14 protein-coding genes are annotated in these 14,765 nt (G+C 58.9%); 9 read left to right on the forward strand and 5 right to left on the reverse strand.

The window, feature by feature from the left end; genetic code table 11:
- The 4 genes from PHI30_RS09410 to PHI30_RS09425 form a co-directional block, all read right to left on the reverse strand.
- Positions 1-613, reverse strand: a 613-nt coding sequence (locus tag PHI30_RS09410; protein ID WP_300027004.1) for a gamma-glutamyltransferase, incomplete at its 3' end; no start/stop codon positions are given.
- Between the two features lie 41 nt (positions 614-654).
- The gene (locus PHI30_RS09415; RefSeq protein ID WP_300027006.1) at positions 655-1,566 is read right to left on the reverse strand and encodes an AEC family transporter; all 912 of its coding nucleotides are present in this window, start codon (positions 1,564-1,566) and stop codon (positions 655-657) included.
- Positions 1,567-1,573: 7 nt separating this feature from the next.
- Positions 1,574-2,779, reverse strand: coding sequence for a hypothetical protein (locus tag PHI30_RS09420; protein WP_300027009.1), 1,206 nt, complete (start codon positions 2,777-2,779; stop codon positions 1,574-1,576).
- A gap of 35 nt (positions 2,780-2,814) precedes the next feature.
- The gene (locus tag PHI30_RS09425) at positions 2,815-3,942 is read right to left on the reverse strand and encodes a M20/M25/M40 family metallo-hydrolase (protein WP_300027012.1); all 1,128 of its coding nucleotides are present in this window, start codon (positions 3,940-3,942) and stop codon (positions 2,815-2,817) included.
- Between the two features lie 141 nt (positions 3,943-4,083).
- Between PHI30_RS09425 and PHI30_RS09430 the strand changes: the two genes are divergently transcribed.
- The 9 genes from PHI30_RS09430 to PHI30_RS09470 all read left to right on the forward strand — a co-directional run bounded on the left by PHI30_RS09430 (position 4,084) and on the right by PHI30_RS09470 (position 13,892).
- Complete coding sequence (locus tag PHI30_RS09430; RefSeq protein ID WP_300027014.1) at positions 4,084-5,403, forward strand: HTH domain-containing protein; 1,320 nt, start codon at positions 4,084-4,086, stop codon at positions 5,401-5,403.
- Between the two features lie 12 nt (positions 5,404-5,415).
- Complete coding sequence (locus PHI30_RS09435) at positions 5,416-6,201, forward strand: SDR family oxidoreductase (protein ID WP_300027016.1); 786 nt, start codon at positions 5,416-5,418, stop codon at positions 6,199-6,201.
- 309 nt (positions 6,202-6,510) lie between these two features.
- Positions 6,511-7,578, forward strand: a complete 1,068-nt coding sequence (locus tag PHI30_RS09440; RefSeq protein WP_300027019.1) for a TRAP transporter substrate-binding protein — start codon at positions 6,511-6,513, stop codon at positions 7,576-7,578.
- A gap of 120 nt (positions 7,579-7,698) precedes the next feature.
- Positions 7,699-8,274, forward strand: a complete 576-nt coding sequence (locus tag PHI30_RS09445) for a TRAP transporter small permease (RefSeq protein ID WP_300027022.1) — start codon at positions 7,699-7,701, stop codon at positions 8,272-8,274.
- Complete coding sequence (locus PHI30_RS09450; RefSeq protein ID WP_300027026.1) at positions 8,271-9,560, forward strand: TRAP transporter large permease; 1,290 nt, start codon at positions 8,271-8,273, stop codon at positions 9,558-9,560. Before PHI30_RS09445 ends, PHI30_RS09450 begins: the two co-directional genes overlap by 4 nt.
- A 223-nt stretch (positions 9,561-9,783) precedes the next feature.
- Entirely contained in the window at positions 9,784-10,851 is a 1,068-nt protein-coding gene (locus PHI30_RS09455; protein ID WP_300027028.1) for a TRAP transporter substrate-binding protein, read from the forward strand.
- Between the two features lie 34 nt (positions 10,852-10,885).
- Positions 10,886-11,461, forward strand: coding sequence for a TRAP transporter small permease (locus PHI30_RS09460; RefSeq protein WP_300027030.1), 576 nt, complete (start codon positions 10,886-10,888; stop codon positions 11,459-11,461).
- The gene (locus tag PHI30_RS09465) at positions 11,458-12,747 is read left to right on the forward strand and encodes a TRAP transporter large permease (protein WP_300027033.1); all 1,290 of its coding nucleotides are present in this window, start codon (positions 11,458-11,460) and stop codon (positions 12,745-12,747) included. The genes PHI30_RS09460 and PHI30_RS09465 overlap by 4 nt, the downstream gene beginning before the upstream one ends.
- 191 nt (positions 12,748-12,938) lie before the next feature.
- Positions 12,939-13,892 (forward strand): aldo/keto reductase, encoded by a 954-nt coding sequence (locus tag PHI30_RS09470; protein ID WP_300027036.1) that lies wholly within the window; start codon positions 12,939-12,941, stop codon positions 13,890-13,892.
- A gap of 75 nt (positions 13,893-13,967) precedes the next feature.
- Here PHI30_RS09470 and PHI30_RS09475 read toward each other — a convergent pair.
- The coding region (locus tag PHI30_RS09475; RefSeq protein ID WP_300027039.1) for a fumarylacetoacetate hydrolase family protein at positions 13,968-14,765 on the reverse strand (798 nt) is incomplete at its 5' end.

A 14,765-nucleotide genomic window follows, 5' to 3' on the forward strand; every position in this document is an offset into this window, starting at 1 on the left:
CGTAGTCCGGGTTGCGGAAGGTGTCGCCGGGGGCGTAGGGCTTGCCGCCGTTGGTGAAATACTCCACCCAGGGGCCGTAAACCTCCGGCTCCTTTTCGGCGGCGGCGGTGAAACGGACCACCTCGGCACGCCACTGCTTGTAGACGTTCACGGGGATGCAGAAGCCCTCCCGGGCGTAGCGGATGGCGGGGGCCATCAGCTCCTGCATGGGCTTTGTGCCGAAGCGGCGGCGCAGCTGCGCCCAGGCGCTGGGCGCGCCGGGGACCATGGTGGACATCCACCCGTTCATGGGGACGGAGGTGAAGCCTGCGTCCTTAATCGTCTCGGCGGAAAGCGCCATGGGGGCCACGCCGGAGCCGTCCAGACCGTAGAGCTTGCCGCCGGTCCACACCAGAGCGAAGCAGTCGCTGCCAAGGCCGTTCCCGGTGGGCTCCACCAGCGGCAGCGTGGTGGCCATGGACACCGCGGCGTCCATGGCGTTGCCGCCGCTCTTTAAAATCTCCAGACCGACCTGAGAGGCGATGGGGGAGGTGGAACAGGCCATGCCCTTTTTGGCATAGACGATGTTGCGGTGAGAGGCGAAGGAATACTTCAACGGATCAAACTGAGGCATAGAGGACATCCTTTCTCGAGGTTTTCCGAAGAAAACGACGCTTAGAGTATAATTTGCGCCAGAGACGCCAGCAGCGGCACCGTCACAACGGACAAAACCGTGCTCAGGCAAACGGTGACCACACTGAATTCATAGTCACAGTTATATTGCTGGGCGAAGATGCAGATGTTGGCCCCCACGGGCGTTGCGGCGGTCAAAAAGACGGCCATGGCCAGCGGGAGGTTGCCGCCCAGCGGCAGCAGACAAAAAATTGCCAGCAGCACGGCGGGGATGACCACAAGCCGCAGCAGCACACAGCCGAAGGCCCGCCGGTCCAGCAGCTTTCGGAGGGGGAGCTTGGCGAGGTAGGTTCCCATGAGGATCATGGCGATGGGGGTGTTCATGCCGGCGATGGCCCCCAGCGTATCGGAGATCAGCCCCGGGACCGGCACGCGGCATAAAAATAGGGAGACGCCAATCACGATGGAGAGTACCACAGGGTTTTTGGCAATGGTTTTCAAAGAGATGGCGTCTTTCCGTCCGGTCATGATATACACGCCGTAGGTCCACTGAAACAGATTCAGCAGCGCCACGGCGGCCGCGGCGTAAAATACGCCCTCAGACCCCACCACCGCCTGCGCCAGCGGGATGCCGATAAACCCGGCGTTGCAGAAGGCGGCGGCAAAGTTTTCCAGGCGACGGCGCTTTCCATACACCGCGTAGGCAATGGCCATGGACAGCAGGTATCCCATCAGAGCGAGACCTGCCGAGAGCGCCAGCTCCAGCAGGCGCTCTCGGGAGTATTCGGTGATGTAGGATTTGACGATCAGGCAGGGAATGATGATCCGCAGCAAAATGTTGCCCAGATCCTTACTGCCCTGGGCCGAGAGGAGGCCCTTTCGGCTCAAATACACGCCAACTGCCGCCAGCAGCGCCATCATGGCGATGCGTTCAAGCAGAATCCAAAAGAGCATCGTTTTCTCAGGCGCCCATCAGCTTTGCCAGGAAGCTTGCGATAAAGACGGAGAGGATGGTGACGGAGGTGAAGCCGGAGATGACGTAGGCCGTCTGGATCTTGGCGGACACGGCGTCCCGCTCCTCGGCGGTCTGGCCCACGGCGTTGGTGATCTCGGTGGCGATCAGCTCCGTGCCGGGATAGCCGATCAGCTGGCACATGGCAATGCCGATGGAGAGCTTCTTGCTGCCCACGATCTTCCAGGCCGGGGTCAGGTAGAACACAACATACGTAAAGACGACGACCAGCACGAAGATGATGAGCGCCTTCACGCCGATGACGGGGAGCTGCGCCCAGTCCACCTTGGCAAGAGAGGGGATGATGGTGCACAGGGACAGGAACGCGAAGAAGCCGTTGGCCTTGGCGAAGTCACGCAGCATGTTGGAGGGAACGAGGCCCGTGTTGCGGCAGATGATGCCCAGCACCATGGCCCAGATGGACATGTTGACCCAGCCCTGGCAGACCTTGCCGAGGAACTCCGAAAGCAGCAGCATGGCGGCGGCGACGGCCAGGCAGATGAACTGGGTGTAGTACTTCTTGTGCTTGGTCCAGAAGGGGACCTTGTCGGACTTGGCGGCGCTGCCCTCGTGGGCGGTATACCAGTTGTAAGAGGAATCGGCGGCGTGCTTTGCGCGCAGGTCGCTTACGAGGTCGTTGGCAACGCTCAAGCCGCAGTTGGAGGCGGGCAGGGTGCCCACAAACTTCTGCACGGCATAGACGAAGGTTGCAAGCGCGGCAGCGGTCTCAAAGCCCAGAGAGTCGCAGGCCTCCACCATGGTGGTGGTGGCGACGATGCCGCCGTTGACCACGGGAGCGGCAGCCAGCGCAAATTCCTTGCCGATGAAGGGGATCGCCACCACGCAGCCCAAAACGGCGGCGGCCATACCCACGGTGGCGCAGACCACGGTCCGCCATTCCCGCTTCAGCGTGGCAATGTCCACGGACGTGCCCATGTTAAAGAGCAGGAAATACTGGCCCAGCTTGGCCACCGCGGCGAAGCCGGAGATCTCCATGATGTTGGCGGGGTAGATGCCGGTCATGAACAGGACCAAAAATCCCATCATGATGACGAACATGGAAGATACTTTTGCCTTGGTGAGCGCGCCCACCATGTCGCCGAGGAAAAAGATGAGCAGTACGGCGAATACTGCCTGATAGGTTGTCATTTCCATATCAAATTACCTCCTAAAATTTTTACACACAGATTTTATTCAGACACGCAGAAACCTGCGTAAGTCTCGATCAATTTGGCGGCCAGCTCGCCGGAGCGATAAAAGTCCTCCAGCACCAGCTGCTCCGACTTTGTATGGTTTTTCGTATAGCCCGTGGCAACGCCCACGGTGGACATGCCGCTCGCATTATAAATGTTGGCGTCCATGCCGCCGCCTCCCACGTCGATGCGGCAGGAAATGCCCAGAGAATCACAGGCCGCCTTTGCCATGACGAGGACCGGCTCCTCTTCCGGAATGCAGAAGGGAAGGAAGGCCTCCTCCACAGTAAGCTTCAACCCGGCGCCGTATTTTTCCGCCACGGCGCGGCAGTGGGTCTCAAAATAGTCCACGTAGGCGCGCAGACGTCCGCCGTCCCGGCTGCGGGCCTCGCCGCCAAAGGAGGCGAAGTCGCACACCACGTTGGGGACCTTGGTCCCCGTGGAGAGGATGGGGAAGTTGGAGGTGGTGACCTCGTCCAGCCGGCCCTGCTTCAAGGTGGAGAGCATCTCGCACAGGATTCTGGCGGCGTCAATGCCCTTTTCCGGCTCGTTGCCCGCGTGGGCGGCAAGTCCTGTGATCTCCGCGCCCAGCTGATAGCGGCCGGGAGCGGCGTTCACAAAGCGGCCTACCGGGCCGGGGGAATCGAAGATATAGCCCAGCTTGGACTGAAACCAGCTCATGTCGGCAGCTTTCGCGCCGTACAAACCGGCCTCCTCGCCCACGGAAAAGACCACCTCCAGCCGGGGCAGCGCGATGCCGGCGGCGAGGACGCGGCGCAGACCGTCCAAAATCGCGCAGACGCCGGAAATATCGTCCGCCGCCAAGATGGTGGTCCCGTCGGAGTAGAGCACCCCGTCCCGCTCCACGGGGCGGATGCCAAGGCCATTCGGCACCCGGTCCATATGGGAGCTGAGCAGCAGGGACCCGGGGAGCGTCCCCTCCAGCACACCGAACAAATTACCGCACGCGCCGCCAAAGGTCTCCCCGGCGCGGTCGGAAGTGACGGTAAAGCCCAGAGCGCGCAACTTTGCGGCGAGCTTTGCGGCAATGTCCGTTTCCTGTCCGGAAGCCGCGTCTGTGGTGATGAGCTCCAGCAGCTCCGCAAGCATGGCGCTGTTTTTCATAAAGTACCTCCTGAGGAATTTTGCAAAAAACCATCGAAATCATATGAATTAAACTAGCATTTACAAACGGTCCTTAATAGGTGTAAAATAGGGACCGAAATGGTTTACAACGTCTTTAATAGGAAAGAGGTGTGAAATCCCATGAAAATCGGCGTGATTGGGCCTGAAAGCAGCGCCAGCGTCATTCAAAGCGTGGTGGAGAAGGAACTTCCGGACATTCAGCTGGTCCTTCGGCCCTCGGAGTTTTTTGAGGAGTCCGCCGCCATTGCGGAGACGTTTCAAAATGGGCGGGACGTGGACGCGCTGCTGTTCAGCGGTCCCACAAACTACGCGTACGCCCGCAAGCGGCTCTCGCCCACCATCCCGTGGAACTATCTGCCCCACAACCGCACGTCCGCGTTTCAAGCGCTGTTTGAGGCCGCCATCGTGCATCACAGCGATTTGAAGGTCATCAGCGTGGACCGGTACGAAGAGCCCCTGCTCCGGGAGGTGCTGGAGGGGGCCGGAATCCGGGATACGCAGATCCTGCGGGCGCCTTATGATGAGGAGACGTATGATTTCGAGAAGAAGCTGCTGGAGTTTCACCGGAACTGCTACCGGGAGAAAGGCGCCACCGTTTGCATCACCTGCATGGAGCATATTTGCAGTCCTCTTTTGGACGAGGGCGTTCCCTGCGTCCGGGTGCACCCGGCCCAGGAGGTGGTGCAGGAGCAGATTTACCATTTGCAGCTGCTCAATCTTTCCGCCATGGAGAATCAGGGGCGGCTGGCGGTCATCGCCATCCATTTTGACTATGTGTTCGACGATGAACGGGACCTGTTTCTCCGGGAGTGGGAGAAAATGCGCTATCAAAACGAGTTCAAGGAGCGGGTGTATTCCATTGCCCAGCGGCTGGAGGCCGCCGTGTTCGGAGACGGCATGGACCACTTTTTCATTGTCACCACCCGCAACATGCTGAAAAACGTGTTTCTGAAAAACCACGAACACGCAAAGCTCCTGCAATTTGGCCAGCGCTCCGACCAGTATCAGGTGTGGCTGGGCATGGGCGTGGGCGATACCATGCTGGAGGCCCGGTCCCGGGCGGCAATGGCGCTGAACCGCGCCATTGCGGACCATTCCGGCACCTCCTATCTGGTGGAAAACGAGCAGGGCATCTCCGGCCCGCTGGGGACATGGGACGATCACGCGGCGGAGCACGGCGTCGAGCGGCTTTCCGAGCGCACGGGCCTTGGCACAGCCACCTTAAAAAAGCTGGCGAGTGCGCTGCAAAACAGGAAGGAAGGCGTTACCGCCGATCAGCTGGCGCAGAGCCTTTCCATCACGCCCCGCAGCGTCAACCGAATCGTGGCGCGGCTGGAGGAGGCGGGCTGCGTCACCACCGTGGGAAAGCAGACAGCGGGGAAGGGGCGCCCCGCCCGCGTCATGAAAATTGCGCTGCCCGATGCGCTTTATCAAAAATAAGGAGGAATTTTTATGGAAAACTTTACAATGGAACAGCTTTTTGATCTCAAGGGGAAGAAGGCGGTCGTTACCGGAGGGACCCGGGGTCTGGGGCGGGCGATGGCGGAGTGTCTGCTGCAAAACGGCTGTGATGTGATGCTGGTCAGCCGCCGAGGCGACGATCTCGGGGAATTGCAGACGCTGGCGGCACAAAAGGGCGTGCAGTGCCTGTTCCACGCCTGCGACATCACCGATACCGCGGCGGTGGTGGAGATGGCGCGGGCGGCGGAAGCGGCCATGGGCGGTGTGGATATTCTCATCAACGCCGCAGGCATGAACGAACCCAAGCTGCTGGAGGAGATGGACGACGACACCTGGGACCGCATTTTAAACCTGAATCTGCGCGCCAGCTTTGTGGTGACGCGGGAGGTGGTGCGCGTGATGCGCAAGCGCCATTACGGGAAGATCATCAACATTTCCTCCATGAAAAGCATTCTGGGCGTTTCCGACGCGGGCTACACGGCCTACTGCGCTTCCAAGGGCGCCATCAACATGCTGACCAAGCAGATCGCCTGCGAGGTGGCTGCGGACGGCATCACCGTCAACGCCATTGCCCCTACCTTTATAAAAACGGCCATCAACGCCCGCCAGCTGGAGGACCCCGTCTTTTACAAGGCCCTCACGGACCGCATTCCCGTGGGAAGGATCGGCGCCTTCCGGGATCTGGCGGGCCTTACGGTACTGCTGGCCTCCGACGCTTCGGAGTTTATCACGGGGCAGACCATTCTGCTGGACGGCGGCATTGCGGCGCGGCAATAACGGCGCGCTAAAAGTCCGCATGATTTTTCCCCAGAAAGTTTGAACTCTGCCTGCTTTTGGCATTTATGCATAAAAATTTCATAAAGATATCGTCAGGACTGTGAATTGAAAAGCGGGAATCGGTATGACATAATTAAGAGTACTGGAAGTAGCCGCCATATGTTAGTGGACAAGCGCCACGCCGCAGGACGCGGAAATGCCGGGTCTGAGCAAGGCGCAGCAGGCTGCCTGCCAAACAAAAGGAATTTAACTTTCGGACATGGAATTTGCCCGAGAGATAAATTGATAATGAAGAAGGAGAAAACAGGAATGAAAAAGAAGATTTTGTCTCTGACCCTCGCGCTGAGCATGGTATTTGGCCTGACCGCCTGCGGCGGCTCCAAGACCGAGGCTCCCGCGGAAAAACCCGCGGAGGGAGTCGAAGCCCCCGCCGAGAGCGGATTTGACACCGAGTACACTTGGAGCTTCTCCACCACCTATGCGTCCGCTGCGGTGGTCGTGCAGATGTACCAGAAGTTTGCCGAGCTTGCCAACGAGTACACCGACGGCAAGGTGACCATCAACGTCTATCCCGACGGCACCGTTGCCAGCGAGGATGACGCTCTGGCGCAGGTTTCCTCCGGCGAGCTGGAGTTCTGCGGCACCGGCACCGCCCCCGTGTATACATACTCCAACGAGAACCAGTGGCTGATCGCCCCCTTCCTGATCACCGACAAGGAAACCTATTATAATGTCTACAACAGCGACTACTGGCAGAACATCCGCGCCAGCTGGGCCAGCGAGCACAACGTGCTGGACCTGTGCGGCCCCTTCTATCGCGGCATGCGCACGCTGGTCTCCACCGAGGAAGTCCGCAGTGCTGCCGACCTGAAGGGTCTGAAGCTGCGCATGAACTCCAACGCCATGTGGAACGCCGCCTGGCAGGCGCTGGGCTGCACCACCGTCACCATCCCTCTGGGCGAGCTGTACACCTCCATCCAGACCGGTGTGGTGGCCTCCTGCGAGAACCCCATCTCTGAGTCCGGCAACCTGAATATTCCCGAGGTGGCCAAGTACGTTGTGCCCACCAACCACGTTGTGGAGTGCGCGGGCATCTTCATGAGCAACAGCCTCTTCACCTCTCTGCCCCAGAACTATCAGGACGCCATCCGCAAGGCCGGCGAGGACGCCATGACCGAGTGCGCTCCCCTGATCGAGAAGGAAGAGGCCGACTGGACGGAGACTTATCAGAATGCCGGCGCCGAGGTCGTGAAGGATCTGGATCTGGATTCCATCAAGGCTGCCAGCCAGGAGTTCTGGAAGTCCAAGTTCGCTTCCGACTGGACCGGCATCAGCTATGACGACGCGATGGCCTTGATCGCGGAGTGCTCCAAGTAAGTACGTTCCCATCCGCAATCACACTCTCCGCTGTGAAAGACGGAGCGGGGCGGCTGAATAGCCGCCCCGCTTTTCAGGTCTTTCATTTTGCTGAGAGGCACTCTGTTTTTGGAGGCTGTTATGGAAAAAATCAGACATATTTTTGATAAAGTCGAAGATTTCGTGATCAATATTTGCGCCGTCTTTCTTGTGGCGATTATCGTGGTCATTATGTACCAGGTGATTGCCAGAAGGCTGGACATCGCAACTTCCGGCACGGAGGAGCTGGCGCGCTACTGCTACGTGCTCTTCGTGTTTTTGCTGTGGCCGATTGCCGCAAAACGGGGTCAAGATCTCCGCATCACGGTGATTTTTGACCTGTTTTCCGTGCGGGTCCGGGAGATCATCATGGGCGTGTTCCAGATCTTTATGGCCGGATTCAGCGGAGTTTGCGTGTACAGTATCTATTTGAATATTCAGAACGCTGTCAAAAACAACACCGTTCTTCCGTCGAATACCTGGGTCCCCTTGTCCGCTGTTTTCATTCTGATCCTTGTGGCGCTGGTGTTGACGCTTCTTGCCAACCTTCTGCGCGCCGCGCTGCTGTTTATGGGCCAGGAGCATGTCCGCACCCAGCAGGAGGAGAATGAGGCGGAGATGATGGCCGAGTCCGCTAAAATTGCGGAAGAGCTGAAGAAAGGGGGTGCCGAGGTATGAACCCGATATTTGGATTGCTACTGCTGGTCGTTTTGTTTTTGATCGGCTTCCCCGTTCCCTACGCCATTGCCGGCGGAGCCATGTTCATTATGAACTTCAGCACCGGCATGAAGTGGATGTCCATTACCTCCAACATGATTGGTGGCGTCAACAGCTTCACGATTCTCTGCATCCCCCTGTTCCTGCTGGCAGGCAAGCTCATGAACGAGTGCGGTATTACCGACCGGCTGTTTAAGGCTGCCCGGGCCATCATCGGCTGGGTGCCCGGCGGACTGGGACACGTGAACATTCTCGCCTCCTTCATCTTCGCCGGCATGTCCGGCACCGCCGTGGCGGACGCCGCGGGCCTTGGCCAGATTGAGATCAAGGCCATGGAGGACGCCGGCTATGACCGCGATTTCTCCGCTGCGATCACTGCATCCTCCTCCACGCTGGGACCCATTGTGCCGCCCAGCATGCCTCTGGTGGTGTACGGCATGGTTTCCGGGGTCTCCGTTGGCGCCCTGCTGGTGGCGGGTGTGCTGCCCGGCATCGTCATTGCCCTGTGCATGGCGGTGTTGGTCACGATTTACTCCATCAAGCGCAAGTATCCCCGGGACAAGTTCGTCTCCTGGAAGCAGACAAGCCATGATCTGGTGGGCGGCATTCTGCCCGCTTTTACGCCGGTCATCATCATTCTCGGTATCTATACCGGCATTTTCACCCCCACGGAGGCTGCCGCGATCTGCGTGGTGTACGCGTCCTTCCTTGGCATTTTCGTTTACCGGGAGCTGACGCTCAAGCGCTACTGGATGGTCCTGAAGCAGACCGTGGTGGAGGCCGGCCCTATCTGCATTCTGCTGGCGGTTTCCACGCTGCTGGGCTCTGTGCTGATTAAGGCCAACATCCCCCAGACGCTGATTGCCGGTCTCATGACCGTCATCCACAGCAAGTGGACCTTCCTGCTGCTGCTGAACCTGGCATTTTTGGTGGTGGGCATGTTCATGGAGACCGTCAGCGCCATCACCATCCTCACCCCCATCATCTTCCCCATGGCCATGGCGTTTGGCATTAACGGCATCCATCTGGGCATCATGCTGGTGTTCAACCTGATGATCGGCGTGATCTCGCCTCCCTTCGGCGTGGTGCTGTTCGCTGTTTCCAAGGTTGGCAAGCTGCCCATGGGCCGCCTGATCAAGGCGCTGATCCCCTGGTTCGGCGTGCTGCTGATTGCTCTGGCAATTCTCGTGATTTTCCCGGGACTCAGCACCCTCGTTCCCTCCATGATGAATTTGGGAACGGCCTGATCAACTGAATTCCATCTGTAAAACGACCCGCGATGCAATTTTCTGCATCGCGGGTCGTTTTCTGCGCGCAGGGATTAGAGGGCGCTGTTTACGACAACTGCACGGAACAGGGTGAATCGTTGATGACATTTTAACGAGCAATTCATGTATAATTAACAAACGATAGAATAATGAAAAGCAAGACCTTGTTCACGGCACCCATTATGAGAAGGAGAAAACAGGAATGAAAAAGAAGATTTTGTCTCTGACCCTCGCGCTAAGCATGGTATTTGGCCTGACCGCCTGCGGCGGCTCCAAGACCGAGGCCCCCGCCGAGAAGCCCGCGGAGGGAGTCGAAGCCCCCGCCGAGAGCGGATTTGACACCGAGTACACTTGGAGCTTCTCCACCACCTATGCGTCCGCTGCGGTGGTCGTGCAGATGTACCAGAAGTTTGCCGAGCTTGCCAACGAGTACACCGACGGCAAGGTGACCATCAACGTCTATCCCGACGGCACCGTTGCCAGCGAGGATGACGCTCTGGCGCAGGTTTCCTCCGGCGAGCTGGAGTTCTGCGGCACCGGCACCGCCCCCGTGTATACATACTCCAACGAGAACCAGTGGCTGATCGCCCCCTTCCTGATCACCGACAAGGAAACCTATTATAATGTCTACAACAGCGACTACTGGCAGAACATCCGCGCCAGCTGGGCCAGCGAGCACAACGTGCTGGACCTGTGCGGCCCCTTCTATCGCGGCATGCGCACGCTGGTCTCCACCGAGGAAGTCCGCAGTGCTGCCGACCTGAAGGGTCTGAAGCTGCGCATGAACTCCAACGCCATGTGGAACGCCGCCTGGCAGGCGCTGGGCTGCACCACCGTCACCATCCCTCTGGGCGAGCTGTACACCTCCATCCAGACCGGTGTGGTGGCCTCCTGCGAGAACCCCATCTCTGAGTCCGGCAACCTGAATATTCCCGAGGTGGCCAAGTACGTTGTGCCCACCAACCACGTTGTGGAGTGCGCGGGCATCTTCATGAGCAACAGCCTCTTCACCTCTCTGCCCCAGAACTATCAGGACGCCATCCGCAAGGCCGGCGAGGACGCCATGACCGAGTGCGTGCCCCTGATCGAGAAGGAAGAGGCCGACTGGACGGAGACCTATCGGAACGCCGGCGCCGAGGTCGTGAAGGATCTGGATCTGGATTCTATCAAGGCTGCCAGCCAGGAATTCTGGAAGTCCAAGTTCGCTTCCGACTGGACCGGCATCAGCTATGACGACGCGATGGCCTTGATCGCGGAGTGCTCCAAGTGAAAAATCCCCCGCATACCAGTATTGGAGGAAACGTATGGAAAAAATAAAGAGCATCTTTGATCGGGTCGAGACGGTGGTGACCAATATTTGCGCCCTGTTTTTGTCGCTGATCATCTTTGTGATCGTCTATCAGGTGATTGCCAGAAAGCTGGACATCGCAACTTCCGGCACGGAGGAGCTGGCGCGCTACTGCTACGTGCTCTTCGTGTTCTTGCTGTGGCCAATTGCCGCCCGCCGTGGGCAGGATTTGCGCATCACGGTGGTGTTTGATTTGTTTTCGTCCCGAATTCGGGAGATCATCATGGGCGTGTTCCAGATCTTCATGGCCGGATTCAGCGCAGTTTGCGTGTACAGCATCTTTCTAAACGTGCGAAACGCCGCCAGCAACGGGCAGGTGCTGCCATCCAACACGTGGATTCCCATGGCCGCGGTGTATCTCATCATCATGGCGGCTCTGGTACTGACGCTGATTGCCAATCTCCTGCGCGCCGCGCTGCTGTTTATGGGTGAGGAGCACGTGCGCACCCAGCAGGAGGAAAACGAGGCGGAAATGATCGCCGAATCCGCCAAAGTTGCGGAAGAGCTGAAGAAAGGGGGCGCTGAGGTATGAGTCCGATTTGGGGTCTTTTTGTGCTGATCGTCCTGTTTATGATCGGCTTCCCCGTTCCCTACGCCATCGCCGGCGGCGCCATGTTCATTATGAACTTCAGCACCGGCATGAAGTGGATGTCCATTACCTCCAACATGATCGGCGGAATCAACAGCTTCACCATTCTCTGCATCCCCATGTTCCTGCTGGCGGGTAAGCTCATGAACGAGTGCGGCATCACCGACCGGCTGTTCAAGGCCGCCCGGGCCATCATCGGCTGGGTACCCGGCGGACTGGGACACGTGAACATCCTGGCTTCCTTCATCTTTGCCGGCATGTCCGGCACCGCCGTGGCGGACGCCGCGGGCCTTGGCCAGATCGAAGTCAAAGCCATGGAGGACGCCGGGTACGACCGCGACTTCTCCTGCGCCGTGACCGCCGCGTCCTCCACGCTGGGCCCCATCGTGCCGCCCAGCATGCCCCTGGTGGTGTACGGCATGGTCTCCGGTGTCTCTGTGGGCGCGTTGCTGATTGCCGGCGTGGTTCCGGGCATCGTGATTGCGCTGTGCATGGCGGTGCTGGTTTCCATCTATGCCAAAAAGCGCAACTACCCCCGAGACAAGTTTGTTTCGTGGAAAAAGACCGCTTCCGATCTGGCGGGCGGCATTTTGCCGGTATTTACGCCGATCATCATCATTCTCGGCATCTACACCGGTATTTTCACCCCCACGGAGGCTGCCGCGATCTGCGTGGTGTACGCGTCCTTCCTCGGCATTGTTGTCTATAAGGAACTGACCTTTAAACGCTACTGGCTTGTGATGAAGCAAACCGTGGTGGAGGCTGGGCCCATCTGCATTCTGCTGGCGGTTTCCACGCTGCTGGGCTCTGTGCTGATCAAGGCCAACATTCCCCAGACGCTGATCGCGGGACTCATGACCGTCATCCACAGCAAGTGGACCTTCCTGCTGCTGCTGAACCTGGCGTTTTTGGCGGTGGGCATGTTCATGGAGACCGTCAGCGCCATCACCATCCTCACGCCCATCATCTTCCCCATGGCCATGGCGTTTGGCATCAACGGTATCCATCTGGGTATCGTGCTGGTGTTCAACCTGATGATCGGCGTGCTGTCACCTCCTTTTGGCGTGGTGCTGTTCGCCGTATCCAGAGTGGGCAAAATTCCCATGGGAACGCTCATTAAAGCGCTGGTACCGTGGTTTGGAATTTTGCTGGTCGCACTGGCAATTCTGGTCATCTTCCCGGGACTCAGCACCATGATGCCCGCCTTGATGAAGCTTGGCGGCGTGTAAGAACCTTAAAAACCACAGGCGCCGCTTTTGCGGCGCCTGTGGTTTTTGCAGCCGGAGCAGGGACGGACAAAAAAGACAAAAAATCCCGCGCAGCGGTAGCGCGGGGCGGCTTCTTGTGCTATGATGGACTGGAAACATCCGGGCGCGTCTGCCCGAGGGAAAGCCAAAATGCAGGAAGGGAATGAGACACAATGCGGTATAAACAGTTTGGAAAGACAGGGATGCAGGTCTCGGAGATGGCGCTGGGCACATGGGGGATCGGCGGCGTGGGCTGGGACAACAACTCCGAGGAAACCCGCTTGGACGCCATTCGGGCGGCTGTGGAAAACGGCGTCAATTTTATTGATACCGCACCCGCTTACAACGGCGGCGAGGCGGAGCGGGTCGTGGGCAAGGCCATCAAGAACATGGGAGCCCGGAAGGACGTGGTCATCTCCACTAAATGCGGCAATGTGTTTGTCGACGGCACAACGTATGTGCGGGACGGCTCCCGGGAGCGGATTCGCCAGCAGTGCGAGGACTCTCTCAAAAATTTGCAGACGGACTATATTGACCTCTATCTGATCCACTGGCCGGACCCCAAGGTCCCATTTGCCGAGACCATGGACGCGCTGAACCAGCTGAAAAAGGAAGGGAAGATCCTGCATGTGGGCGTTTCCAATTTTAGCCGCGAGCAGATGGAGGAGGCGGGAGCGTTCTGCCCCATCGAGGCATTTCAGCCCCAGTATTCCATGGTGCACCGTGACGACGAGGCGCTCATCAAGTGGGCGGCTCAGCAGGGCATGGGCATCATGACCTATGGCTCTCTTGGCGGCGGCATTCTCACCGGCGCCTTCCGGGAATTGACAACCTTCAACGCAAGCGACAGCCGCACCCGCTTTTATAAGCATTTCCAGGAGCCGATGTTCTCTAAGGTCATGGAGCTTTTGAAGGTGATGGACCGCTTTTCTGAGGAGCATCATCAGGTGCCGCTCGCTCAGATCGCACTGAACTGGTGCGCGCGCAAGGAGTTTGTGTCCACCTGCATTGTTGGCGCTCAGAGCCGGAAAAAGGTGATGGAAAACTGCGCAGCCTTTGCGTGGGACCTGACGGATGAGGAAATGGCGCTGCTGGACCGGGCGGTTGCACAGTGCCTCGACCAATAAGAAGATAACAAATAAGGGCAGCTCCATTCGGAGCTGCCCTCATTCGTTTCCGTTGTTTCAGTGCCGGGGAACCGGTTATTCCACGGTGTTCTCCAAAACGCCGATGCCGTCGATCTCGCAGCGGACCACGTCGCCGGGATGCATATACTTGGCGGGGTTGAACGCCATGCCCACGCCGGAGGGGGTGCCCATGGCGAGGATGGTGCCGGCCTTCAGGGTAATGCCCTGAGAGAGCTGGTGCACGGCGGTTTCCATGCTGGTGATCATCAGCTCCGTGTCGCTGTTTTGCCGCAGCTCCCCATTGACAAAAGAGCGAATGGAGCGCCGGGGCATCCACTCTAGCTCGTCCCGGGTGACGATCCAGGGGCCCATGGGGGTAAAGCCGTCTAAGCTCTTGCCGAAGTACCACTGCTGGTGGGCGGACTGCAGGTCCCGGGCGCTGACATCGTTGAGAATGGTGTAGCCCAGAACATAGTCCGCAACCTGCTCCAGAGGGACGTTTTTAGCGTCCTTGCCCAGAATGACCGCCAGTTCCACTTCGTAATCCAGACACGAGACAAAGTCTGCGTGGCTTTCGATTTTGCCGTCGGGGTCCACGGCCTCGGAGACCCGCTTGCTGAAGTAGACGGGGCTGGAGAGCTTGCCGTCATACTTGATGTTGGAGGATAGCGTCTCATCCCGATGCTCGTAAAAATTGACGCCGAGACACACCACGTCCTGCCGCGGACGCTTGATGGGGGCCAGCAGACGGCACTCCGCCATGGCGTCGCCCGGGGTCGCGTCCACCTTCTCCAGCAACTCCGTGGAAACGGCGCCGCCGAGCTCGTCGATCAGGGCGGGCATGTCCGCAGCGGCAAAGCCCAGCGCGCGGGC

This window comes from Oscillibacter sp. (assembly GCF_028693505.1).
Taxonomy (GTDB): Bacteria; Bacillota; Clostridia; order Oscillospirales; family Oscillospiraceae; genus Oscillibacter.